15 protein-coding genes are annotated in these 24,215 nt (G+C 50.0%); 7 read left to right on the top strand and 8 right to left on the bottom strand.

Annotated features, from left to right (window positions below; genetic code table 11):
* The first annotated feature begins 433 nt into the window (after positions 1–433).
* The 5 genes from KTQ90_RS06785 to KTQ90_RS06765 all read left to right on the top strand — a co-directional run bounded on the left by KTQ90_RS06785 (position 434) and on the right by KTQ90_RS06765 (position 12,691).
* Positions 434–3,763 (top strand): CARDB domain-containing protein, encoded by a 3,330-nt coding sequence (locus tag KTQ90_RS06785; protein WP_217317702.1) that lies wholly within the window; start codon positions 434–436, stop codon positions 3,761–3,763.
* 28 nt (positions 3,764–3,791) lie between these two features.
* Positions 3,792–5,693: an Omp28-related outer membrane protein gene (locus KTQ90_RS06780; protein ID WP_217317701.1), complete on the top strand. Its 1,902-nt coding sequence runs from the start codon at positions 3,792–3,794 to the stop codon at positions 5,691–5,693.
* A gap of 15 nt (positions 5,694–5,708) precedes the next feature.
* Positions 5,709–7,499, top strand: coding sequence for an Omp28-related outer membrane protein (locus tag KTQ90_RS06775; protein WP_254359461.1), 1,791 nt, complete (start codon positions 5,709–5,711; stop codon positions 7,497–7,499).
* 221 nt (positions 7,500–7,720) lie between these two features.
* Entirely contained in the window at positions 7,721–9,850 is a 2,130-nt protein-coding gene (locus tag KTQ90_RS06770) for a fibronectin type III domain-containing protein (RefSeq protein ID WP_254359459.1), read from the top strand.
* 105 nt (positions 9,851–9,955) lie between these two features.
* The gene (locus tag KTQ90_RS06765; protein ID WP_217317700.1) at positions 9,956–12,691 is read left to right on the top strand and encodes a calcium-translocating P-type ATPase, PMCA-type; all 2,736 of its coding nucleotides are present in this window, start codon (positions 9,956–9,958) and stop codon (positions 12,689–12,691) included.
* Positions 12,692–12,802: 111 nt separating this feature from the next.
* Here the strand turns inward: KTQ90_RS06765 and dnaA are convergent, their stop codons facing one another.
* The 6 genes from dnaA to KTQ90_RS06735 form a co-directional block, all read right to left on the bottom strand.
* Positions 12,803–14,215, bottom strand: coding sequence for a chromosomal replication initiator protein DnaA (gene dnaA, locus KTQ90_RS06760; protein ID WP_217317699.1), 1,413 nt, complete (start codon positions 14,213–14,215; stop codon positions 12,803–12,805).
* A gap of 432 nt (positions 14,216–14,647) precedes the next feature.
* Positions 14,648–15,550: an MlaD family protein gene (locus KTQ90_RS06755; RefSeq protein ID WP_217317698.1), complete on the bottom strand. Its 903-nt coding sequence runs from the start codon at positions 15,548–15,550 to the stop codon at positions 14,648–14,650.
* 40 nt (positions 15,551–15,590) lie between these two features.
* Complete coding sequence (locus tag KTQ90_RS06750) at positions 15,591–16,865, bottom strand: N-acetylmuramoyl-L-alanine amidase family protein (RefSeq protein WP_217317697.1); 1,275 nt, start codon at positions 16,863–16,865, stop codon at positions 15,591–15,593.
* An 89-nt stretch (positions 16,866–16,954) separates the two neighbouring features.
* On the bottom strand, positions 16,955–17,323 hold the full coding sequence (gene folB, locus KTQ90_RS06745) for a dihydroneopterin aldolase (protein WP_022158581.1): 369 nt from the start codon (positions 17,321–17,323) through the stop codon (positions 16,955–16,957).
* 142 nt (positions 17,324–17,465) lie between these two features.
* The gene (locus tag KTQ90_RS06740) at positions 17,466–20,036 is read right to left on the bottom strand and encodes an adenosylcobalamin-dependent ribonucleoside-diphosphate reductase (RefSeq protein WP_217317696.1); all 2,571 of its coding nucleotides are present in this window, start codon (positions 20,034–20,036) and stop codon (positions 17,466–17,468) included.
* Positions 20,037–20,133: 97 nt separating this feature from the next.
* A complete protein-coding gene (locus tag KTQ90_RS06735) occupies positions 20,134–20,604 on the bottom strand; it encodes an Lrp/AsnC family transcriptional regulator (protein WP_022158583.1) in 471 nt (156 codons plus the stop codon).
* A gap of 161 nt (positions 20,605–20,765) precedes the next feature.
* Here KTQ90_RS06735 and KTQ90_RS06730 point away from each other — a divergent pair, with 161 nt between their 5' ends.
* Positions 20,766–21,842, top strand: coding sequence for a 5-methyltetrahydropteroyltriglutamate--homocysteine S-methyltransferase (locus tag KTQ90_RS06730; RefSeq protein ID WP_217317695.1), 1,077 nt, complete (start codon positions 20,766–20,768; stop codon positions 21,840–21,842).
* Between the two features lie 254 nt (positions 21,843–22,096).
* Positions 22,097–22,477 carry a HipA domain-containing protein gene (locus KTQ90_RS06725; protein WP_254359456.1) on the top strand — a complete coding sequence of 127 codons (381 nt, stop codon included), beginning with the start codon at positions 22,097–22,099 and terminating at the stop codon, positions 22,475–22,477.
* A gap of 107 nt (positions 22,478–22,584) precedes the next feature.
* On the opposite strand, the gene KTQ90_RS06720 is transcribed toward KTQ90_RS06725, so the two are convergent.
* Positions 22,585–23,700 carry a hypothetical protein gene (locus tag KTQ90_RS06720; RefSeq protein WP_217317694.1) on the bottom strand — a complete coding sequence of 372 codons (1,116 nt, stop codon included), beginning with the start codon at positions 23,698–23,700 and terminating at the stop codon, positions 22,585–22,587.
* Between the two features lie 11 nt (positions 23,701–23,711).
* Positions 23,712–24,215: hypothetical protein (locus KTQ90_RS06715; protein WP_217317693.1), on the bottom strand; the 504-nt coding region annotated here is incomplete at its 5' end.

The following is a 24,215-nucleotide window of genomic DNA, read 5'->3' as shown; positions in this document are numbered from 1 at the left end:
TGCTTTTTTCTGACAATATGCTTGTTGCAGCCACTTTTTTGTTGTGCTTATATATTATATAATGTGTGTAAAGCTTTATGACCTCCGCTACTTTTTTAGCCCAGTTTGCAGCGTTTTGTCATCGTGCTCCGTCCGCCGTCCGATCAGATTCCGTCCGCCGTCCGATCGGATTCCGTTCGCCGTCCGATTGGATTCCGTCCGCCGCCCGATCAGATTCCGTTCGCCGTCCGATCGGATTCCGTCCGCCGCCCGATGATAAGTGTTGAGCTTTTGGTGTGCGCAAACAGAGCGGAAAAGTGTCGTTACGTCACCTGATTGTGTAAAATATTTAGCATTTTATAGTCTGATGTTAAACTTTTTTAGCCGAAATGTCATTGGTTTCAAGATTAAATAGTATATTTGCGACAAATTATCTAACTAAAATCATCGTATTATGAAACACTACTACATGTTAGGTCTCGCGATGGCTGGCTTGTTCTGCCTGCCTTCTTACGGACAGGGTGGCGTGCATCAGTTCCCGAAGCCGTTCACACCAGCGACAGCCTTTGCTGCTCCGGCATGGGCACCAGAAACCCCATCATTGGTTCCTTCTGCAATTGATGACAAGTCGGATGGCGTAACCATTTATGCCTGCGAGCGCATGGATGCGAGCAAGAAGCGTTCGCTCATCAAGTTCAAGTCGAAGAATCCTGCCAACTTCGAGACTATCCGCTACTATCAGTATAATGATGAAGTGGGCAGTCAGCAGTACGGTCTGACATGCGGTGCTTCAGACGGCAAGTATTACTACGGTTTCTTCACGTACGACTATACGTTCAGTCAGATGGTGAAACACTTCTCAAGAATCGACCTTGAGACCGGCGACACCCTGCACATCCGCTCGTTCACCGAAGACGAGCAGAAGGCATGGTACGGCAACGGCTATGGTGGCACGCTGCGCAATGCGCTCTACGACATGGCTTACGACCCGTCGAGCGACACATTCTTCGCTGTGGGCTACGGCTGGAACGAAGACGGCTCGGTAGGCCATTCCATTCTCTATACCATTGATGTAGAGACCGGCCAGTACGAGAAGGTGATGGACTTCGATAACGACATCATCTACGAGTTCTGCTTCGACGCTCACGGCAGAATGTACGTAGTGCGTCCGAAGTGGATGAAGAAGAAAAACGAAGAAGGCAAGGAAGTTGAATACAACGGCGGTACCGAACTCGCAATCTATGACAGCGACTTCCAGCAGATTTCTGCACATGAGATAAAGGACGAGAGCAACTCTGCCATCATCCTGGCACAGTTCGGTTCTGTATCTATCGACAACAATACGGGCATGGTCTATTGGCTGCCGGCATTGGAGACGGGCGCTACACGCATCTTCACTATCGACACCGACAAACTTACGAAGAAGAGCTGCTACACAGCCGTTCAGCACAGCAGCTTCCTGCCCGGCAACTGGTTCGCAGGTCTTTACATGCCGTACCTCGCTGCCGACAAGCAGACAGCAGCCGGTCAGGTGAAGAACCTCAACGTCACACCAGATGCTGCAGGTGCATTGAGCGCAACGCTCTCTTGGACCAACCCGTCGAAGGCATGGGACGGCTCTGAGCTCAGCGCCCTTAAGGAAGTGCGCATCTACCGCAAGAAGGACGGCGTAGCTACAAGCGACCGCATCACTTCTAAGGAACTGCTCTCGTCGAGCGTTTCAGAACTCGTCGCCACCGTACCTGCCGACGGCAAGATGGGCGAGGCGATGCAGTATGTAGACAGCAAGGCGAAGAACGGCATCAACACATACTATGTTGTTCCGTCGCGCGTATCGGGCGAGCTTGGCGTGCCTGACAGCATCCGCTGCTGCGTAGGCTCAGACGTTCCGGCTGCTCCTGCAGACGTTGCTATCGAGAAGAGCGGCGACGGACTCAAGATTTCTTGGAGCGCTCCGACCGACGGTCTGAACAACGGCTTCATCGTAGCTTCTGAACTCACATACAAGATTACACGTCTGCCCGACAACAAGGTGGTTGCTGAGAACCTCAAGGCTACCTCGTTCGTCGACAATACTCTCGGCGACATCGCTAAGTATTCTTACCTGATTCAGGCTTGCACAAAGGCAGGCGCAGGCGGCGTGGCTAAGACCGACGCCGTGATGGCTGGTGCGGCTCTCGTTCCGCCGGTTGACTTGCTCACCGACACTCAGGACAAGGCAGACCTCTGGACCAACTATATGTACGGCGGACTCCAGTTCAACTTCGTCGAGTGGAACAAGTGTCTTACCGCTTACGGTAGCTCAAGCGACATCTCTGGCACATTGTTCTCGCCGGCTCTCCGTCTGAAGGGTGGCAAGACATACCGCGTCGCTGCCGACTTCTACGAGAACGAGATGAACTGCTCGTACGACCTCAAGACCACTATGGGCAGAACCAACGAGAACCTCGACGGCGCAACCGTGCTCACCGACGAGCCGGCTATCGAGTGCAACGGCTACGAGCGCTCTTGGATAGAGGATAAGTTCACCGCTCCCGAGGACGGCATCTACTACTACGGTCTCTCTATCGCTACACATCAGGAGTACAACTCGTTCCGTCTGTACGGCTTCAAGGTTGAGGAAATCATGGAGAACGATATGCAGGCTACAGAGATTGGCGACGTGAGAGAAGCTGTTGCCGAGCGCGACAATACCTGCACCGTAACCGTACGCAACGTAGGCTCTAAGGAGCAGACCAACTATAAGGTGAGAGTGCTCTGCGACGTCGACGGCGAGAAGGTGGTTGTAGGCGAGACTACAGACGTGCCGGCTATCAAGCCCGACGCTACAAAGAAGGTTCAGGTTAAGTTCCGTCCGACCGTTGAGGGCATCTTCAACTTCTACGGCGAGGTGGTGCTCGAGGGCGACGCTAACGCAAACAACAACGTTTCTGATCCTATCGAACTGAAGGTGCTCGACAAGGACAACGCTGTTTGGAACAAGGTGGTTACAAGCAAGAAGGACGAGAGCGTAGATACTCACGGTCCGGTTGTCTACTGGTCTACATACGACCACACCGAGCATATCTACTATGCTAAGGAAATCAACGGTCAGGCTGGCGACCAGATCAAGCGCATCGGTTACGTATACAGCGGCAACAGCAACCTCACCGACCGCACAGCCGAGAGCGAAGTGAAGATCTATATGGGTCACACCTCTATGAAGGGCTTCGCTTCTGGCGAAGACGCAATGAAGCCGAGCGACCTCACACTCGTTTACGACGGCACAATGGTGCTCGAACCGGGTACTGACAACATGCTCACCTTCACGCTCGACACTCCGTTCGAGTACGACCCGACACAGAACCTCGTTATCGTTGTCGACCGCGTGGGCGAAGTGCCTAAGGAGCAGCGCTTCTGTGCTCTCTTCAATGTCTTCAGCGCTAACAGCAGCTCGGGCGTGAACCGCTCACTCTCGTTCTCTGAGTCGTACGAGCATACTATCGGCAAGGCTACTCCGTGGGAGTCGGCTGCATTGCTCTACCTCGCTGTTGAGAACTCTACCGGCATCACCTCTACAAAGGTGCTCGGCACACAGTTCAGCTACGACGGCAATAGCGGCGTGCTCTCGTTCGAGGACGCAGTAAGCAAGGTGGCTGTGTACAGCGTGGACGGCAAGCTCGTGAAGAGCGCCGACGTGAAGGGCGGACAGCTCTATCTCGGTCTGGCTAAGGGCATCTACGTGGTGCGCCTCACAGCTGCCGACGGAAAGCAGAGCAACGTGAAGCTTTACGTTACAAAGTAAATGTCTATTTCAAACAAAACATTCGACAATGAAATCATTCAGAAATTCTTTATTTCTGCTTGCACTGACAAGTCTACCCCTTAACGGGGCAGACTTGTTTGCGCAATCAGCCGACGATACAATGCGACTCGGATATTGTACGACCGAATACAGTAGCGGGCTCATTCTGCAGGGCGTGGAAGGTCCGGGCATCTACCAGGCTGCGGCTTACTTCACCTCCGACTTGCTCGACAAGTACGAGGGCGACAAGATTACAGCCGTAGAGTTCGCCGTGAAGCCGAAGCGCGGTTCTGAGGCTAAGGTGTTCGTGTGCAACCATATCAACTATATGAGCACAACAACGCTCGGCTCGGGTTCTACAACCGACTATGCTGAGGGCTGGAACACCGTGAAGCTGACCAAGCCGGTCACTATATATAAAGGTATGGACCTCTATGTAGGCTATCAGCTCATGCTCGAACAAGGCGAACCGTTCGACTGTATTCTCTTCGACCAGAGTCCGTATGCGGTGCCTAACAACAACCTCTACGGATACAATACGGGCGAGGACAACTGGTACGACAACACGGCTGGCATTAACAAGAATGTATGTGTGCGTGCGGTGATAGAAGGCAGCAAGTCGCCGGAGAACGATATCTCGTTCATAAAGATAGAACCGGCGAACGGCAGCGACTACATGACGCAGAACGAACCGCGTTCTTACTACGCTTATGTGCAGAACAACGGCAAGACTCCGGTTACGTCGTTCACGCTCTCAACCAACTCGAAGACTGCTTCGCAGACCGTGAAGAAGGAACTGAAGTTCGAGGGTCTGAACATTCCGAACAACGTTCCGCAGAAGCTGAAGCTCGACGGCATCGCCATCCCGGTGGAGGGCAACGTGACAACCGACTTCACCATCAGCGAGGTGAATGGCGAGAAAGACCCGCATCCTTCTGACAACACGCTCAGCCGTCTTGGCTATTGCATCAAGGAAGGCTCCAAGGCGGTAGCACGCAAGGTGCTCTTCGAGCAGTTCACGTCCGAAGCCTACGACGGCATTCCGGCTGCCGATGAGATGTACGCATCGGTGTTCAACGAGCGCGAGGACAAGGACGACTTCGTGTGGGTGAAGCATCATCGCAACTATAAAGGCGTCGACGACCAGTTCGTGATTGACGAGGACGACGACTACGAGGAACTTTACGGCAAGGCTAAGAAGCCGTTCGTGCCGGCTGTTTGCTTCGACCGTCTGCCTATCTCTGGCATGGAAGACCCGGGTCCGGCTTACTTCGTCGACTATGAGGAGCAGACCAATGCTATCCTCAGCGCCGTGAAGCAGGAGCCTTCGTTCGTTTCGCTGAACATCGACAACAAACTCGACGGCAAGATGCTCAACATCAAGGTGAGCGGACATGCAGGTGTCTGCGAGATGCCGATGCAGGATGAGCTGCGACTCACTACATGGCTCTTTGAGGACAAAATCAAGAGTACGGAACAGGAAGGTGCTACGGGCAACAGCTACGTGCAGGACGGCGTGCTCCGCAAGGTGCTCAGCAGTTCGGCTTGGGGCGACAAACTCGATATCACTAAGTACGACTTCGAACAGAACTACTCTGTAGAGCTGCAGGACGGATGGAACGTTGACAACATGCGCGTCGTTACATTCGTAAGCAACTTCAACACCGACGCTCTGAAGCGCCGCGTATACAACACACAGCAGCTGGCTTGCACAAAGACTACCGGCATCACTTCTGCAACCGTAGGCGCTGAGCGTCCGTTCTTCGTGATAGGTGGCGTAGTGGTTGCCAATGAGGGTTTCCGCATTATGGAGGTTTGCGACGTAGTTGGTCGCAAGGTGTCTGCTCATAACCTCGGCGCAGGTCTTTACATCGTGAAGGCTACCGACGGCGAGCGTGTTTATACTCAGAAAGTGATTGTAAAAAACTAATTTAAATTCTGACTTATGACTATTAATAGAAAGCAATTCATAGCCGTTGTCGCTTTGCTGGCGATGATGTTCTGTCTGCCTATCAATGCGGCTAAGACCTATTGGGGCTATTGCAACGGCGTAGACCCGGTGGCGTTCGGCACAAAGACTGCTGCGAAGGGCGCAATCTATATTCCGGCTGAAGTGGCTCAGCTTTATAAGGGCTTCACCGTTTCTGCCGTGAAATATGGCTTGGCTGCGCAGGCTGACGACGTAGAGGTGTTCGTAACGAAAGACCTCAACGCCGACCCTATCGTTACAAAGAAGGCGTCGGTTGCTTACAAGGGATGGAACGAAGTGGCGCTCACTACGCCTTACGAGATTGACGGCGAAGGCTTCTACATCGGCTATAGCTATACTGGTTCGGCTGTGTCTTTGGGCATGACTACTACTTTCTCTGAGAATGGCTGCTGGGCTGACCTCGGCGACGGCTGGCAAAACTACGCTACACAGAAGGGAGAGTCGGCAAAGGCGCTTGCTATCCAGGCAAGAATCACGGGCGACAACCTCCCGCTCGACCTTATGCTCTACACCGACACTCACGAATATGCTGTTGTGAAGGGCGAGCCTTGCAAGTTAGAGTTCAGCGTGAAGAACCTCTGTTCTGTAGCTGTGCGCAATCTGCAGGTGGGCTATTCGATTGATGGCGGCGAGGAGACCGTTTGCGACTTCAAGACAACAATGGGTTCGAACATCGACAAGTCGTTTGCTATCGAGCACGAAGGGTTCAGCACTACTGGCAAGCACTCGCTGAAGATGCGCGTGGTTAGCATCAACGGCAAGGACGACGCATACGCTCCGAACAGCGAGCTTGTTCTCGGTCTTAACGTGAAGAACTCGCTGCCCGTACAGCGCATCATAGTGGAGGAGGGCACTGGTACATGGTGTCCGAATTGCCCGAGAGGTATCGTAGCTGTCCATAAGGCTTCTGAGGCTTTCCCTGACCGCTTCATCGGTATTGCTGTACATAGGCAAGATGCGATGGAGACGAACTCTTACGCAGAACTAAAATTCGATGGCTATCCCAGCAGTTATATCAATCGTAACCTTAAGTCGTCGATTGATCCTTCTTTTGATGCATTCAAGACGGCTGTCAACAGTGTGTCTGAAAGGGTTCCAGTGATGGGGGTTGAAGCTAACGCTGAATACACCGACGCTACCAAGTCGAAGATTTCTGTTGAAGCATTGACTACGTTCGTAAGCGAACATAAGGGCATTGACTACCGCCTCTCGTTCGTGCTTCTTGAGGATGGCGTGAAGGGCTATACACAGGCTAACAACTATGCTGGTGGTTCGGTAGAAATGGGCGGCTTCGAAAAGCTCGGCAATCCTGCTGCTGTCGACATGGATCATGTGGCTCGTATGAACTATAGCTATAATGGTATTGAGGGTAGTATCCCTGCTGATGTTGAGGCTGACAAGACTCTTACTTACAAGACAACTTTGGATGTGCCTTCTACTATTCAGAATGCTGACAACTGCGCCATCGTAGTCCTCGTTATAGATGCTGCTACTGGCAGAATAGAGAATGGTGTGAAGGTGGCTCTTGGCGAGCATACAACTGGTATCCGCGACGCTGAGAAGGTTGTAGTGCCCGACTTCTCGTTCAGCGGCGACCGTCTGAACGTTGACGGATTCTCAGGCACAGTACGCCTCTATACTGCCGACGGCGTTGAGGTTTCTAACAGCAACCTCGCTCCGGGTATGTACATCGTGAAGGCTACTGCCGGAAATCAGACCGTAACGAAGAAACTTATCAAGCGATAAGCATTCTGCGCAACGACATAAAACAAGCTGCAAGACTGCTTGAAAAGGAAAGTCTTGAAAAGAAAGAATAAAAAGAGTAATTAGATAAGTAAGTTTATAAAGAAATAAGGATTTTGCAGGGTTGGTGCTGTGTCGGGGCAAGACACAAAGCATGTAGTCTCGGCACAGCATCGGCTTCGCAGAACAAGTTCTTAATTTTCTCAACCAAAAACCTGAAAAATATGATGAACTTTACCAAGAAAGTATTTCTCGTTGGTGCGCTCGCTATGCTGACCGCATCAGCCGGTGCACAAATGAGAGACCGCTCTGCGGCTACTCTCCCGTCTACAACCGTAGCTTCGATGATGAAAGCACCGAAATCTGTTGAGAGAGCACCGCGTCTGGTGAGCGTGAAGAAAGCTCCTGCTGATTATGGCAAGGAGGTGGACATCGTGAAGGAGGACTTCGCTAAGATGACTACGGGTTCGCAGGATGCGCCCGACTACGACACCGACTTGAACGATTATGAAATGCATGACAATGCGTGGATTAATATGCTCGACGATTTTACTCAGACTCCGGGCTGGGGCTCGCACAATGCTTATTCGGCTGGTGGCTCTATCTATCTTGAGGCTGACAACGAGACTCAGGGTCAGCTGAACACTCCGATGCTCAACGTTTCGCGCAATTCTGGTATCTGCTTCCTGCAGTTTGATGCTCGTGTGCCTGAGGACAACGAGGTTGTGGAGCAGGTTGTGGTGGAGGCTGCCGAGACATATAACATGCAGCCGTCTTGGAAGTTCCTGGGCAATACCCAGCTGCCGCAGCTCACTACCGATTGGCAGACATACACCATACAGTTCTACGAGGGCGGCGAGTATACGCTGTTCAACATCGTGAACTACTCGGCTCCGGTGCTCATCGACAATGTTCGCGTATTCCAGGTAGACCAGTATGTGGCAACACCGACACCTAACCCACACAAGAACTACGCTCGTGTAGACGACAACACAGCCAAGTTCGACCTTAGCTGGAGCGCTGTTGACGGAGCTGAAAGCTATGTGCTGAACGTTTACGACAAGGATGCTAACGGTAAACCGCAGAACTATATCCAGAAGGATGTAGAGGTTAAGGACAACAAGTTCACGGTTGACAATGCTGTTACTGGCACTATCTATTATTATACAGTAAGCGCCAAGAAGGGCGAGCATGTGTCTATGCCGTCTGTAGAGGTGCAGGTGAAGGGTATCGTGGAGCCGGTTCTCAGCGTCTCAAGTCCTATCAACGGCGACAAGTATACGGCAGAATGGAAGAACGTGGGCGGCGCAGAGCGCTACAACTACATCTCTTACTTCAAGCAGGAGGCTACCGAGGACTGCCTTATGGAGGTTTCTAAGCTCAACCTTGTTGGCATGAAGTATGACAGCGATGATATGGAGGTGGAGTATTCTGTAGACAATCCTACTTCTTATACATTGGATCGTGGCGCACTTGCCGACGAAGTTGGTCAGGCAGGCTGGACTGTAAAGCATTATGCTATCTACAAGGATGCGCTCACCATCGACGCATTCTGGACTGTTGAGGCTAAGAGCGACGCAGGTCTCATCTCGCCGGAGATGGATCTTTCTAAGGATAACGGTAAGTTCCGTGTTAAGCTCAGAGCTTGTGCAGAGTATCTGCCGGCTTACGAGGCTTATCCGCAGGCTGCCGTGGCTCTCTTCAATTATGACGAGGAGAAGGGCGACTATGTTCAGAGCGAGCTTATTTATGCTGGCGACAAGAATGTAAGCGGCGACTGGAAGCGCTACGACTGCGACTTCACAACTGGTACTGCACGTTCTATCGTGGGCATCTACGGCACATGGGCACCGGGCAACCTCTATCTTAGCGATGTTGCCATCCATCAGAACTACAAGAAGGGCGACTCGTTCCTCAATCCGTTCCACTATCTCAACTGGCTTGTTCTGGGCACTGGCGAGACTACATCTGTAGAAGTAACCATTCCGGCAAAGGCTTACGAGCGCGAAATCTATCATCAGGCTCAGTCGGTACGGGTAAAGGCTGAAGGCGACCAGTTCTCTGGTGCTACTTTCCTTGAGAGCCGCTTCTCTGATCTCCAGAAGGTTGGTTTCTGTCCGCTTACAAACGGTGTGAACGATGCTAAGTTGAACGTTTCTGGCGCTACTGTAAGTCTTGCTGGTAACAACATCGTTGTAAACAACCCGCAGAAGGCTGCAGTTGCTCTCTACACACTCGACGGTATGCTCGTTGCTTCTGACAACAGCTGTGCAGAGGTTGTCAATCTTCCTGTTGCTGATCACGGCAAATACGTTGTTAAGGTTGGCAAGCAGAGCGTAAAACTCGTATTCTAATACTTAAGATAATTGAGAGTTGAAGGTTTCAACCTCCAACTCTCAATTTTTTAATTATTTGTTGTAATTTTGTATTTTGATTGTTCAAGCAAAACAAATACAACAATGAACCCACAACATCATTTTATTGGTCTTTCAGATCAGCAAGTTAGCGAAAGTCGTGCCAAGTACGGCATTAACGTGCTCACGCCTCCGCCCACTACGCCGCTCTGGAAACAGTTTCTTGAGAAATTCCGCGACCCGCTTATCATCATTCTTCTTATCGCCGGCGTACTCTCTGTTGCCATTTCCATATACGAGTACATCGGACTGCATCAGGGCGCAGAGGTTTTCTTTGAGCCAGTAGGCATCTTCGTGGCTATATTCCTTGCCACCGGACTCTCCTTCTACTTCGAAACGCAAGCCGACAAGGAGTTCTGCGTGCTCAATCAGGTGAACGACGACGAGCCGGTGGAGGTGATTCGTTCGGGCAACCATACGCAGATTGCTAAGCGCGATGTGGTTGTTGGCGATATTGTACGCATCGGTATAGGATGTGAGATACCTGCTGACGGCGAATTGTTGGTTGCTACGCAACTATCTGTAGACGAATCGACGCTCACCGGCGAACCGCTCTGCCATAAGACCACCGACACTGCGCTGTTTGATTCGAAAGCCACTTATCCCAGTAACCGCGTGCTGCGTGGCACGAAGGTGATGGAGGGGCACGCTCTCATGCAGGTTACGGCTGTGGGCGATGCCACCGAGAACGGCAAAGTTTACAAGGCTGCGCAGATAGACAATAGCGTAAAAACGCCGCTCAGCGAGCAGCTCGACTGGCTCGGCTTGTGGGTGAGTCGTCTTTCGTGCAGCATTGGTGTGGCTGTCGTCGTGGCGCGCATCGTGATGTATCTGGCTCAGTACGACTTCTGCTTTGCCAATGTGGACACACTCGCTTTCATTGCCTACATCTTGCAGACGCTAATGATTGCTATGACGCTCGTCGTTGTCTCAGTGCCCGAAGGTTTGCCTATGGCTGTCACGCTGAGTCTTGCCTACAGTATGCGCCGTATGCTTAAGACCAACAATCTTGTGCGTAAGATGCATGCTTGTGAGACGATGGGGGCTACTACCGTCATTTGTACCGACAAGACGGGCACACTGACGCAGAATCGCATGAGCGTTGAGGAGGCTTGTTTCTATCGTGGCGGCGAAGATTGCAAGTCTATTGTCGACGCCAACAAGATATTGCTTGATTCTTCAGACTTCTCAATCGAGATAAAGGAAGGCATCGCCGTCAATTCTACTGCGTCGCTCGACTTTTCTAATCCTGCAGCGCCTTCGGTATTGGGCAATCCTACCGAGGGTGCGTTGCTGTTGTGGCTGCACGCAAAGGGCGTTGACTATGAGGCGCTGCGTGAGGAGGTGAAGGTGGTGGAGGAACTGCCGTTCACAACCGACCGCAAGTATATGGCTACCGTTGTTGAGTCGGCTCTTATGCCTGGCAAACGAATGCTTTATGTGAAGGGAGCGCCAGAGATTGTTTACGATCTCTGTGCTTCTACAGACGGCGTGCCGTCGAAGTCGGCTGTTGATGCGCAGCTCAAGCTGTATCAGCAGCGTGCCATGCGTACGCTTGGCTTCGCTTGTCAGGAGATTGGCGACGAGAAAGTGATTGTAGACGGAACCATTCACGCCGACAAGCTACGCTTTCTTGGAATCACGGCGATAGCCGACCCCGTGCGCAGCGAGGTGCCGGAGTCTATAGGTGAGTGTCTGAATGCTGGTATTTGCGTGAAGATTGTAACTGGTGATACTGCCGAAACGGCAAAGGAAATCGGTCGCCAGGTTGGGTTGTGGACAGATAAGGATACGGATAGAAACATAATCAGCGGACCTGAGTTTGCTGCGCTCACATATGCGCAACTCGATGCTTTGGTTATGGATATTAAAATAATAGCACGTGCACGTCCGATGGACAAGAAGCGTCTTGTTGAGGTGTTGCAGCGCAAGAATCAGGTTGTGGCTGTAACGGGTGACGGCACTAACGATGCGCCTGCGCTGAAGGCGGCTCATGTCGGACTGTCTATGGGCGACGGCACGTCTGTGGCTAAGGAGGCTTCGGACATCACTATCATCGACAACTCTTTTAAGAGTATCTGCAAGGCAGTGATGTGGGGTCGCTCGCTTTATCAGAATATACAACGCTTCCTGCTGTTCCAGCTTACGGTGAACGTTACGGCGTGTATGCTTGTGCTCTGTGGAGCGTTGATGGGCACGGAGGCTCCGCTCACGGTGACGCAGATGCTGTGGATAAATCTTATCATGGATACGTTCGCTGCAATGGCGCTTGCGTCGCTTCCGCCGTCAGAGGCGGTTATGAACGACCGACCTCGCGACCGTCGTGCATTTATTATCAACCGACCGATGCTTGCTGAGATTGTGGGCGTAGGCGGCTTCTTCTTCGCCATGCTCGTAGCCCTGCTTTATATCTTTGAGCATGCTGATATACAGCAGCTCACCGACATAGTGCGTGTGCAGATAGGCGAGAGCAGCACCGTAACGCCGTACGAACTGACGCTGCTCTTCACCATCTTCGTGATGACCCACTTCTTCTACCTCTTCAATGCCCGCGCTTTTGCTACGCATCGCAGCGCATTGCATCTGAAAGGCTGCAAGGGGCTCATCTTCATCAGTACACTTATCTTCGTTACGCAGGTCTGTATGGTGGAATTGCCGGGTGTTCAGCGCTTCTTCAACGTAGTAATTCTCAAACCGCTCGACTGGCTTATAATCATCGTAGGTTCTTCTTTCGTGCTTTGGATACGTGAACTATGGAGCTTGTTGCGGAATAAGAAATAAGAAGCAGTAGATAGTTTTCAAATAGATAGCTGTCTACTGCTTAACAATGCATAAACAAAAAGTGTAAGCATAAAAAAACTGGCAATTCAAATTGCTTTTGCAATCGAATTGTCAGCTTTTCATTTTGAATGAATTCTCTATACTTGAAATCTCACTTGAGAACTTCTGGTCTATCTTTAGTCGTTGCTCCACCTGATTGCAACTGTAAATCACCGTGGCGTGGTCTCGTCCGCCAACCATTCTGCCGATGCGACTTGCAGAGAGCTTCGTGTATTTCTGTGCAAGGTATATCGAAACCTGACGTGCCATCACGTATTCCTTCTTTCGGCTTCGGCTGTTTACGTTTGCTGTTGTTACATTGTAGTGCTGGCAAACGCTCTCGATAATCTCGTCGATAGTGAGCGGCTCCTCGTTCACCTTCACCGAACGCTTGATGATGCGCTGCGCAAGTTGCATGTCTATCTCGCAGTTGTATACAACGCTATAAGCCATGAGCGAGTTGATAACGCCCTGCAGTTCACGAACCGATCCGTTAGCTGTCGAAGCGATGAACTCTATAACGTCCTCCGGTATGTTCAGCCCGTCGTGCTTTATCTGTCGACGCAGGATATCTGCACAAAGCTGCACGTTAGGCTTCTCCATCTCAGCGATAAGACCGCTTGAGAAACGTGTTATAAGGCGCTCGTTCATTCCCTTTAACTCAACCGGCGGACGGTCGCAAGCTAAGATTATGCGCTTTCCGTTGCGGAAAAGGTGGTTGAAGATGTGGAAGAACGTGTTCTGAGTGCCTGTCTTACCTTCCCATTCCTGTACGTCGTCTACGATGAGCACGTCGATGGTTTGGTAGAAGTTGATGAAATCGTTGATAGTATTGCGGAGCACAGCGTTTGTATACTGTACCTCGAACAAACGTGCGCTGATGTACAGCACTCGTTTTTCAGGGTACATGCGCTTTGTCTCTACACCCATAGCGTTGATGAGGTGAGTCTTTCCGCAACCAGACGGACCGAAAACAAAGAACGGGTTGAAGCTGGTCATCTGCGGATGCTCCGAGATAGACAAACCGATTGAGCGTGTCAGCTTGTTGCTGCTTCCCTCCAGATAATTGTTAAAGGTGAGATGCGGGTTAAGCTGTGAATCGATTTGCTGTACGGGCGAAGCGTCAAGCATTGTAGGAGCCTGGTTCGCGCCTTCGCGCTGACGCGGCTTCAGTGCTTCGTCGGTAGGCTCGTCGCTCTCGATGGTTTGTGTCTTCTTGTTTTCGTTGTCTGTAACAATACGGTACGAAAGATTGATGCCTTGTCCGAAGTTGCGTGTAAGGACCTTGCGCAACAAGTCAACATAGTTCTCCTCAAGGTACTCGTACACGAAAGGACTCGGTACGCGTAACAGCACCGTCTTTGTTTCCTCGTTGAAGGACTCAAAGACGATTCCCTTGAACCATGCGTTGTATTGTTGCTCTGATAAATTCTCGCGAATGAGCGCAAGACATTTGTCCCAAAGCACATTAGGACTTACATTCATCGGCTATTAATATTGTTTTAAAAGAAGTCTTTCGACCATGTTGTTATAATTCCGTTTGCAAAGGTACTCATTATTTTTGAGGTGAGCAAATAACTTTCACTTAATTGCTTATATTATATATCGTAATTAATTAGTAATCTGTAAGTTAGCGTTTCTTTTGTTTTACTTGCATGTTGCTGGCGTTCAAACTGGTTAACTTGTTGATTTCGTGGAAGTTAATTGTTTTTATGCTGTTTGTTGCGCAATTTGGTGAAACATTTTGCCCGAAACAACTAAATATATCAGAAAAACAACGTTGTACGTTAAATAGGAGCGTGAAACACTTATGTATTTTAATTTGTATAAAATCTAAATACTAAGTGCTTCACTTACCTTGTTTCTGTTTGCTATACATTATATATATAGTACAATTTGCGCCATGTTATAGCTGCTTTACTTGTCCTTTCTGCCGAAAACAGAGAAGTGAACGTAGCGCTTCGGGTGTTGCTTGAGGTCGATCATAAGCGAATCGGCGTGCGAGACGGTAGAGTTGAGTCGATGATACAAGCCTGGGTCGTTGAGCAGCATGCCTACTGTGCCGTCCTTGCTGTTCATCTTGTTTGTTATCTCGTTCACGTTGCTCAGCGTTTGGTCTATCTGCTGCTTAGTAGAAGCGAGGTCGAGTGCAGCGAGGTTGCTTGTGAGTGTTGTAGTGTTGTCGAGCACTCCGTTAGCCTTTGTCATGAGTGTAGGCACGCCCTTGTTGAGAGTGCGCATGAGTGTGTTTAGCTCGGCTGTAGAAGTGGTGAGATTGCCCGTGATGGTCTGCACGTTATGCAGCGATTGAGCCAGAGCCGGGTCTGCAAGCAGAGCGTTCAGACTGCCGAGAATGCTGTCGAGCTTAGGCAGCATCTTCTCTATCGTAGGCACCATTGCTGCTACTTTGCCCATAGCGCCGCTCTGAATGGTGCCGCTGATTGTCTCGCCTGGCATAACACGCTCACGCGGATTGTTGGCGAGCAGGAGGTTCACCTTCACGTTGCCCATGAGGTCGCTCTCAATCTCTGCCGTACTGCCCTTCGGTATGCGTATCTGCTTGTCGAGACCTACCACTACGCGTGTAGGATGCTCGTTAGAGTAGTCGTAGATAACCGACTTCACGGTGCCCACCTTGAAACCGTCGGCGTAGATGGGGCATGACGAAGACAATCCGCTGATGTCTTTGAACTCTATGAAATAGTCGTCGGTAGACGAGAACAGATTCAATCCTTTGAGGAAGTTCATGCCGAAGAAAAGTATTATCACTCCAGCTATTGCAACCAATGCAATCTTTACTTCTTTTGTCAGTGCTTTCATATCTTTGGGTTGTTTTGTTTCTAATGTTTATAACTCTTGTTTATCTGTTGTTTTTGAACTCGCGTATGCCGGCGTTCACGTTGATCTTCTCGCCGTTTTTGAAGGCAATAATGAAGGCTCCGTTGAAGTCTTCGCCCACTTCCTTGAGTCGCTTGTATACAATGTTGTAGTTGTTTGATGCGCCGCAAGTGTACTTGTACAAGCCGTTCTCCTCGTAGCAGTCTATATCTTCAAGACCCTTGAATATCTTGTCGCCAGCCTTGTATTTGTTCTTGCTCACGAGAATCTGAATCTTGAAGACCGGTCGGCTGTTGTCGATAGGCGCATTGTTCTTCATGCGCTCCGGCTTTCTCTCCACCTGCTTGCGTGGGGTGGGGCGAGGTTCGTTTGTGGACGGCTTAACAATTACGTTATCTTCCTGCTTCTGCTGCGCCACATTGTCTGGCGTTGAGTCCGTGGCCCTTGTCTTCGGCGCTTTAGCAGGCTCTGCTGCAGGCTCCGGCAGCTGTTCCGACATAGTCTTGAACGGCACCGTGATGCCCTTGTCGTACTTGTTCTTGTATTCGGCGAAGGCGTTGTAGATGGCGCGTCCCATGATGTCGATGCTCTGCTTGTTGTTAAGGAAACGCTCCTCGTCTGGAGTGGATATGTAGCCCAGCTCGATGAGGCAAGCCGGCATCGAAGTGAGACGCAGCACAGCCAGATTCTGCTGGTGAACGCCCTTGTTCGGTCTGTTTGCATCGCGGCAGACATGCTTCTGCAACATCTTTGCTAAGTCGATGCTCTTCGATAGGTTCTTGTCCTGAATCAGTTCGAACACGATGTTGCTCTCCGGCGAGTTAGGGTCGAAGCCTACGTAATGCTGCTTGTAGTCTTTCTCGAGATAGATAACCGAGTTCTCTCTTTTCGCCACCTCCAGGTTAGTCTCCTTGGCGTGCGAGCGTCCGTCGCCCAGCGTGTATGTCTCGAAGCCTCGCGCCGTATGCACGCCCTTCAGCGCATTGGTGTGTACCGATATGAAGAGGTCTGCTTTGCAGTTGTTCGCTATGTTGGCGCGCTCGTACAGCGGAATGAACACGTCGGTCTTGCGTGTGTATACCACTCTCACGTCGGGGCAGTTCTGCTCCACGTATCGTCCGAAAGCCATCGCCACGTTGAGGTTAATGTTCTTCTCTACAGAGAAAGTGCCAGGCGCTCCGGCGTCCTTTCCGCCGTGTCCTGGGTCGATAACGAGTGTGAATTTTTTATTTGCGCCTGCCATTCCAGACACAAACGATATGATGAGTATTAATATGAGCAGTATCTTTTTAGCCATATATCTGTGCGTTAAGCTAATAAGAGATTAATCTTTTTACGTGCAAAGGTAGGAAATAAATTGAAAAACCGTGCACAATAAAATAGTTTTTAACGCTTTACATGTATTTCTACGCCAGCGCCTTGGCAGTCGGCGCCCATCGGCGGATTGCATTTGGTGATGTGGAGCACTATTGAGGTGATTTTGGCGTATTCTGCCATTAACCTGTTTGCTATACGTCCTGCCACGTGTTCTATAAGTTTCGACGGCACGCCCATCTCTTCTTTCACGATGTTGTACACCTCAGCATAGTTGAGCGTGTCTGCCACGTCGTCTGTCTCGAATGCCTTCTTGATGTCGTAGCCGATGCGTATGTTCACAATGTAGTCGTTGCCCGTGAGCTGCTCCTGAGGCAGCACGCCGTGCAGAGCGTGCAGGCGTATGTCGTTGACGTAAATGTATGATTCGGTGAGAAGCATGTTAAAAGTAAAAAAGTAAAAGGGTAAAAAAGTAAAAAGGGTAGAAAGGGTGAAATTGCAACAAAGTAATTGTAGTGCCTACGGCAAGAATGCCGTAGGCTCCTACTATTTGTTTTCAATTCTCAACTTTCAACCGAATAAACTATCCGCAGCGTGATGCACCGCAGTTCTTGCAGATGAGGCAGCCTTCTTGGTACACAAGTGTCTCGTGTCCGCATACCGGACATACCTGACCCTTAGCCTCTGTGCCGTCAACTACATACTTCTTCAGCGCACGCTCCACACCGTTCTTCCATGTGTTGATGCTCTGGTCCTTCAGTTGCAGCGAGCTTACGAGCTTTATTACATGGTCGATAGGCATGCGGTAGCGCAGAACGCCCGAGATGAGCTTCGCGTAGTTCCAATACTCAGGGTTGAACTTCTCCGAGAGACCCTCAACCGTCGTCTTGTATCCGCGCTTGTTCTCGAACTGGAAGTCGTAGCGGCGCTTTCCGTCCGGCTCAATCTGCTTTATAATCTTGCCCTTCGTCACGGTCTTAGGCAGGGCGATGCCCTCCTCGTCGTCTTGCAGACCGGTGAATATCTCGTACGGATAGCCGTCGAGCAGACCCACGAAAGCCACCCATTTCTCCTTGTTGTTCTGGAAGCGCACCACGTCGCACTCCAGTTCCTTCGGTCGCACCTCCACAACGTTGTGCAGCGGTTTCACAGGCATATCCGTAGCACCCTCCTTCTCCTTGTCGGTCTTCTTCTTGTCCTTCTTCGACACGGCGATCATCACTCCCGAACGGCTTCCGTCGCGATAGATGGTGCAGCCCTTGCATCCCGAACGCCAAGCCTCTACGTAGAGCTTGTTCACGAGTGCCTCGTCTACGTCGTTCGGCAGGTTCACGGTTACGCTGATTGAGTGGTCCACCCACTTCTGTATAGCGCCCTGCATGCGCACCTTCATCAGCCAGTCGACATCGTTAGCCGTAGCTTTATAATAAGGTGATTGGGCTACGAGGGCGTCAATCTCCTCCTGCGTGTATCGCTTCTCGGTGTCGATGCCGTTGACGCGCATCCATTCGAGGAACTTCCTGTGATAAACGATGTACTCCTCGAACGAGTCGCCCACCTCGTCAACGAAATCGACATGCACGTCGGCATCGTTCGGGTTCACCTTGCGGCGACGTTTGTATACGGGCATGAACACCGGCTCGATGCCGCTTGTTGTTTGTGTCATCAGCGACGTTGTTCCCGTAGGTGCAATAGTCAGACAGGCGATGTTGCGTCTGCCGTACTTCAGCATGTCCTCGTACAGCTGTGGGTCAGCCTCCTTTATGCGCAGGATGAACGGGTTGTTAGCCTCGCGTTCAGCGCTGAATATCTCGAATGCACCGCGCTCCTTAGCCATCTCTACCGACGAGCGGTATGCTGCCAGCGCCAGTGTGCGGTGCACATTCACGCTGAAGTCGGTAGCCTCCTGCGTACCGTAGCGCAGACCCATTGCCGCTATCATGTCGCCCTCGGCTGTGATGCCTACACCCGTGCGGCGTCCCTTCGAACTCTTGCTCTTTATCTTCTCCCAGAGGTGATACTCGGCGTGCTTGATGTCGTCGCACTGCGGGTCGTTCTCTATCTTCGACATGATAAGGTCAATCTTCTCCAGCTCAAGGTCGATGATGTCGTCCATGATGCGCTGCGCCTTAGCTACGTGCTTCTTGAACAGCTCGAAGTTGAACTTCGCCTCTTTCGTGAACGGATTCTCCACGTACGAGTAGAGATTCACCGAGAGCAGACGGCACGAGTCGTACGGGCAGAGCGGAATCTCGCCGCACGGATTCGTCGATACGGTCTTGAAACCGAGGTCGGCATAGCAGTCGGGGATGCTCTCGCGTATGATGGTGTCCCAGAACAGCACGCCTGGCTCTGCGCTCTTCCATGCGTTGTGCACAATCTTGCCCCACAGCTTCTTAGCCGAAATCTGCTTCTCCACGAGCGGGTTGCTGCTGTCTATAGGGAACTTCTGTGTGTATGGCTTGTCGGCTACGGCAGCCTTCATGAACTCGTCGTCAATCTTCACGCTCACGTTGGCGCCCGTCACCTTTCCTTCTGTCATCTTCGCGTCGATGAACGCCTCGCTGTCCGGGTGCTTGATGCTTACCGAGAGCATGAGCGCGCCGCGTCTGCCGTCCTGCGCCACCTCGCGGGTAGAGTTGCTGTAGCGCTCCATGAACGGCACCAGACCCGTCGACGTGAGAGCCGAGTTGTTCACCGGCGTTCCCTTCGGGCGAATCTGCGAGAGGTCGTGACCCACGCCGCCGCGACGCTTCATCAGCTGCACCTGCTCCTCGTCGAGACGCATGATGGCACCGTACGAATCGCCGTCGCCGTCGATGCCAATCACGAAGCAGTTGCTGAGCGACGCCACTTGGTGGTCGTTGCCGATGCCCGTCATCGGACTGCCTGCCGGAATGATATAGCGGAAGTGGTCGAGCAGATCGAAAATCTCCTCTGACGACATCGGGTTCTCGTATTTCTTCTCAATGCGAGCTATCTCGTTAGCCAGACGATGGTGCATATCCTCTGGCGAACACTCGTAGATATTGCCGTAGCTGTCCTTCATCGCGTACTTGTTCACCCATACGCGAGCAGCCAGTTCGTCGCCGGCGAAGTAGTTCAGCGAAGCCTTGTAAGCCTCGTCGAAAGTGTATGTTTTCAAGTTTTCCATTATTTAAATGTATCAGTAATTCTGCTGAGTTTTAGTTTCTGTGTGCAAAGATAGTGCAAATCGCAGACACTGCAAAACAAGCGTACCGGTTTTTCGCTCACTTGATCGGTACGCCGTGCGTGTTTTTCACCTCCTTCATAACGAACACGCTGTGGAAATAGCCCACACTGTCGATGTTTCCGAGCTTTGTGCGCATGAACTCCTGATACGTGTCCATGTCGCGCGTCTGAATCTTTAGCGTGAAGTCGTATTCGCCGCTCGTGTTATAGCACTCCGTAATCTCGTCGATGCTCTGTATGGCCTGCATGAAGTCGTCCATGAGCATCTGCGAATGGCGTTTCAGGCGCATGTTGCACAGCACGGTGATGCCGTTGTCTGTCTTCTTTGCGTCCACTATGGCGTGATAGCCCTGAATGAATCCCTCTCGCTCCAGTCGTTTCTGGCGGTCGAAGGTGGGCGAAGTGGAGAGATTCACCCTCATTGCCAGCTCCTTTACTGTGAGCGTACTGTCCTCTTGTAGTATGCGCAATATCTTGCGGTCGGTGTCGTCAAGTTCCGAAAATTTCATAATTTGCAGAATAATATTCTGTGATAAGTGATAAACTGAGCACAAAAGTAGTATAATTTCCCGAAATTGCAAAATATTCTTTGTAGGTAAACGCCGTCTTCATACCTTTGCAATCGAATCAAGCAGAACAAAACAAGTAAAGACAATAAAAAGCAACGATTATGACAAAGACAATCAACGGTATTCAGGTTCCGCAGCGAGCCGATTTAGTAGGCAGTTTCCTTCGTCCGGCAGACCTCTCCGACGCCAATCGCGACGAGTATGTAGCGCGTCTTGTGCAGAAGCAGAAAGAGCTTGGCTACACGCTTCTCACCGACGGCGAGTTCAACCGCACATTCTGGCATCTCGACTTCTTCTGGGGCTTCGGCGGCGTAACTCATGAGACTGGCGGCGACGTAGCCTTCAACGGCGAGACGGCGCGCCTCGACCGCGTCTACCTCAAAGGCAAACTCACAGCGCAGCCCCATCCCTTCATCGAGGCTTACAAGCGTCTGAAGCAGTTGGAGGATGCCAGCCATATCGCCAAGCTCACTGTCCCTTCGCCGGCACAGTTCTTCCAGCAGCTCACCATTCCCCAGAACTTCCTTGGCACAAAGGCCATCTATCCCAGCACCGACGACCTTATACGCGACATTGCCGCCCTATATCAGGACTTCATCCGCCAGTTCTATGCAGCCGGCGGACGCTATCTGCAGTTCGACGACTGCACATGGGGAGCCGTCGTAGGCGACGCAGCAGCACAGCGCTACCAGAACCTCAACTGCAATCTCGACTTTGTAAAAGACCAACTCCTCCGTGTCAATAACCTCGCCCTCGAAGGCCGTCCTGCCGACCTTGTTGTGGCTACACACATCTGTCGCGGCAATTACCATTCCACATGGTTCAACAGCGGCGCCTACGACTCTGTTGCCGATTGGGTGTTCGCCCGCGAGAATGTCGATGTGCTCTATCTCGAATACGACGACGAGCGCTCTGGCGGCTTCGAGCCGTTGGTTAAGGTGAGTCCCGACAAGCATGTGGTGCTCGGACTTATCACTACGAAGCGTCCCGAACTCGAGGACGAGGATACCGTTATAGCCCGCATTCACGAGGCTGCTAAGTACATTCCGCTTGAGCGTCTCTCGCTCTCACCGCAGTGCGGCTTCGCCTCTTGTGCCATCGGCAACAAGCTAACCGAGGAGCAGCAGTGGGCAAAACTCCAGCTTGTGAAGCGCATAGCTGAGAAGGTTTGGGGATAAACAAAACCGCTGTATACTGTTTTATTGCAACTATTCTTACCCCAGTTCGGGATAAGAATAGTTCATAAAAAAGTTGGTAGCCTCACAAACCTTTTTGTACCTTTATAGACGAACATCATTTTTTTACAAAAACACGTGATATGACTACCAATTACAAAATTGGCGCGCCTATTTTTATCTTGAAGAGTCTTTGCCATTTCAATAAAAAAGTGTAACTTCGCAATCGATAATATATTATCAATAAACTATTTATTATGGCAGAAACAAATAAGATATTGGCAATATTGGACAACTGTCTACACGACAATCCAGACGAGATTGCCAAGGAGATAGCTGCCGAATTCCGCCGTCGTAGAATGGTGTTCAATTATATTGCCGAAAACAAAGACGATCATTGCAAGAATTTCAGCTTTATAGTTAACAAAGACAAGGAAAACAAATGGCAATGGCATTTGGCTCCCGCATACGACCTTACTCATAGCACAGAGGGATATAATGGCGAACACGCTACTTCAGTAAACAATTCGGCTCATCCATCTATAGAGGATATGATTGCTGTCGGTGTAAAGAATAAAATGCAAGAGCAAAGGTGTAGAGAATTGTACTATGAAATTGAGGATATTATAAAACAATAATGGAAACGGAAGGCTGGTAGATAGCATTTTTATCTGCCAGCCGTCACCATCTCCATCCTGCGAAAATCTGCCAGCCATCACAGTCATCTACCAGCCGTCATAGACATCTACTTTTCAGTCGCTCTTTTTTTCTTATCATCGAATATTTGTTCGTAAGGCATCTTGTGTTTGTCTTTCAATCCAAATTCTTTTTTAATATTCCTGTATAGCTTACTTAACTTAACATACTTTGTTGCTGGCGTTTCCATAATAAACTTCATCAGGACATTGTATGACCATGTGTCGTCATACGACATCAAAGCATTAGCCATTTTACTGGTGGAGAATACAGTCATATAAGGCAATTCGTTGTCTTTTCTCGTCCAGGCGTTCCTTCTGTAATTTTTGCATGACTCCTCCAACAATGGCTTGAATGCTTTGTCAGGAAAATAGCTGACAGCTATAAGCGCAATATTACACAAAAAGGTGCTCTGATTCCATTCTTTCTCCACTGGAAGTGCGTCTTGACTATAATAATCCCAATATAATGGTTTCTTTTTCAAGGCATCCATAATGACGGGGATATCTTCTTTACGACGAAACCGAGCCATGTATATCAAGGCATAATTGTTATATCCATCCATATAGTTGCGCTTGGCTATGGAATATAGTTTCTCTGAAAGAGGGGCTTTACAGTAGAGTTTCTTGAAATAAAGGAACGAATAAACCTTTGGGGTGTTCAGCAATACGCAGTCCATCCTTAACGAATCGTTAACGTCCAATGATCCGTAATAAGGATAAAAATGCATAATGTCGAACATTGCCTCCATCATAGGTCGGTCATAGTAGGCTCTACCCCCTGAGTTATTGTACCATGTATCATAAACAATGACATTCCGCATATCATGGATGTGACGGAGAGCCACATCGCAACTCAATGAAGGATTTTTCTCACGCAATATTCCGAACGCATACATTTTGGCAAACGTTGAAGGATGGTTTTCGATAAAAAAAAGAAGTTCCTTCTCAGTTATCGTTTTCTTCAGCTGCTCCCTACAGTAATGTGCAATAGGAATCTGATGCAAATAGTCTGGATCATAATACACCACCCGGTCTGTTGCATATACTATTTTATCAAACAGCACATATTTATCCAGACTGGGAACCACTACCCAGCTGATTATCATCGAGCAAAATGATAATCCCAACAGTATATACATGAAAATGTCGACCGTTCTTTTCATATTGTGCTCCTTTATGGACACTTACTAAAATAAAACATTTCTCCAATCAATCCACTGTCATTTTCCTCATGGGGAAAAAACAAGTTATTTGGTATAGAATCCTTTAGCTTAAAAAAGGCTTTAGTCTTTGTACGCTTATCGTACAAACAAAGGGTATTGGATACAACCTTAATTTTGTGAAGCATGTCAAATTCTGTATATTCACCATATAATTTTCCTTTTAAGAATAATCTGAGAGAAACATTTGCCCTTAGAGCCTCTGGTAACAGACCAGACAATATGGTTCTTTGTATCACTTTGAAATTATCTCTCTTTATTTTCAACGAACCTAAATACTTAAAATCATATTCAGTAATATAGCCTTCTTCCTTTGTCTTAAAAGAGAATGTAACAGAATCATCATGGCATTTTAAACATAGTTTTTCTAATTCTGTGGCATAATTCTCCACAGTATCATAGTCCCTGATAGTTGATGTGCTTTTTTTACAACCAACTATCAGAAAGCAAATAGTTGT

Source organism: Leyella stercorea (genome assembly GCF_019052365.1).
Lineage (GTDB): Bacteria > Bacteroidota > Bacteroidia > Bacteroidales > Bacteroidaceae > Prevotella.
Note: the sequence above shows the minus strand (reverse complement) of the source record. Positions and strands in the feature narration are given on the sequence as shown.

Excerpts from the sequence above, each read along its gene's own strand:
- KTQ90_RS06735 (WP_022158583.1), bottom strand. The coding sequence starts at position 20,604 with ATGAAATTTTCGGAACTTGACGACACCGACCGCAAGATATTGCGCATA.
- KTQ90_RS06785 (WP_217317702.1), top strand. The coding sequence starts at position 434 with ATGAAACACTACTACATGTTAGGTCTCGCGATGGCTGGCTTGTTCTGC.
- KTQ90_RS06730 (WP_217317695.1), top strand. The coding sequence starts at position 20,766 with ATGACAAAGACAATCAACGGTATTCAGGTTCCGCAGCGAGCCGATTTA.
- KTQ90_RS06750 (WP_217317697.1), bottom strand. The coding sequence starts at position 16,865 with ATGGCTAAAAAGATACTGCTCATATTAATACTCATCATATCGTTTGTG.
- KTQ90_RS06780 (WP_217317701.1), top strand. The coding sequence starts at position 3,792 with ATGAAATCATTCAGAAATTCTTTATTTCTGCTTGCACTGACAAGTCTA.
- KTQ90_RS06720 (WP_217317694.1), bottom strand. The coding sequence starts at position 23,700 with ATGAAAAGAACGGTCGACATTTTCATGTATATACTGTTGGGATTATCA.
- KTQ90_RS06740 (WP_217317696.1), bottom strand. The coding sequence starts at position 20,036 with ATGGAAAACTTGAAAACATACACTTTCGACGAGGCTTACAAGGCTTCG.
- dnaA (WP_217317699.1), bottom strand. The coding sequence starts at position 14,215 with ATGAATGTAAGTCCTAATGTGCTTTGGGACAAATGTCTTGCGCTCATT.
- KTQ90_RS06765 (WP_217317700.1), top strand. The coding sequence starts at position 9,956 with ATGAACCCACAACATCATTTTATTGGTCTTTCAGATCAGCAAGTTAGC.
- KTQ90_RS06770 (WP_254359459.1), top strand. The coding sequence starts at position 7,721 with ATGATGAACTTTACCAAGAAAGTATTTCTCGTTGGTGCGCTCGCTATG.
- KTQ90_RS06755 (WP_217317698.1), bottom strand. The coding sequence starts at position 15,550 with ATGAAAGCACTGACAAAAGAAGTAAAGATTGCATTGGTTGCAATAGCT.
- KTQ90_RS06775 (WP_254359461.1), top strand. The coding sequence starts at position 5,709 with ATGACTATTAATAGAAAGCAATTCATAGCCGTTGTCGCTTTGCTGGCG.
- folB (WP_022158581.1), bottom strand. The coding sequence starts at position 17,323 with ATGCTTCTCACCGAATCATACATTTACGTCAACGACATACGCCTGCAC.
- KTQ90_RS06725 (WP_254359456.1), top strand. The coding sequence starts at position 22,097 with ATGGCAGAAACAAATAAGATATTGGCAATATTGGACAACTGTCTACAC.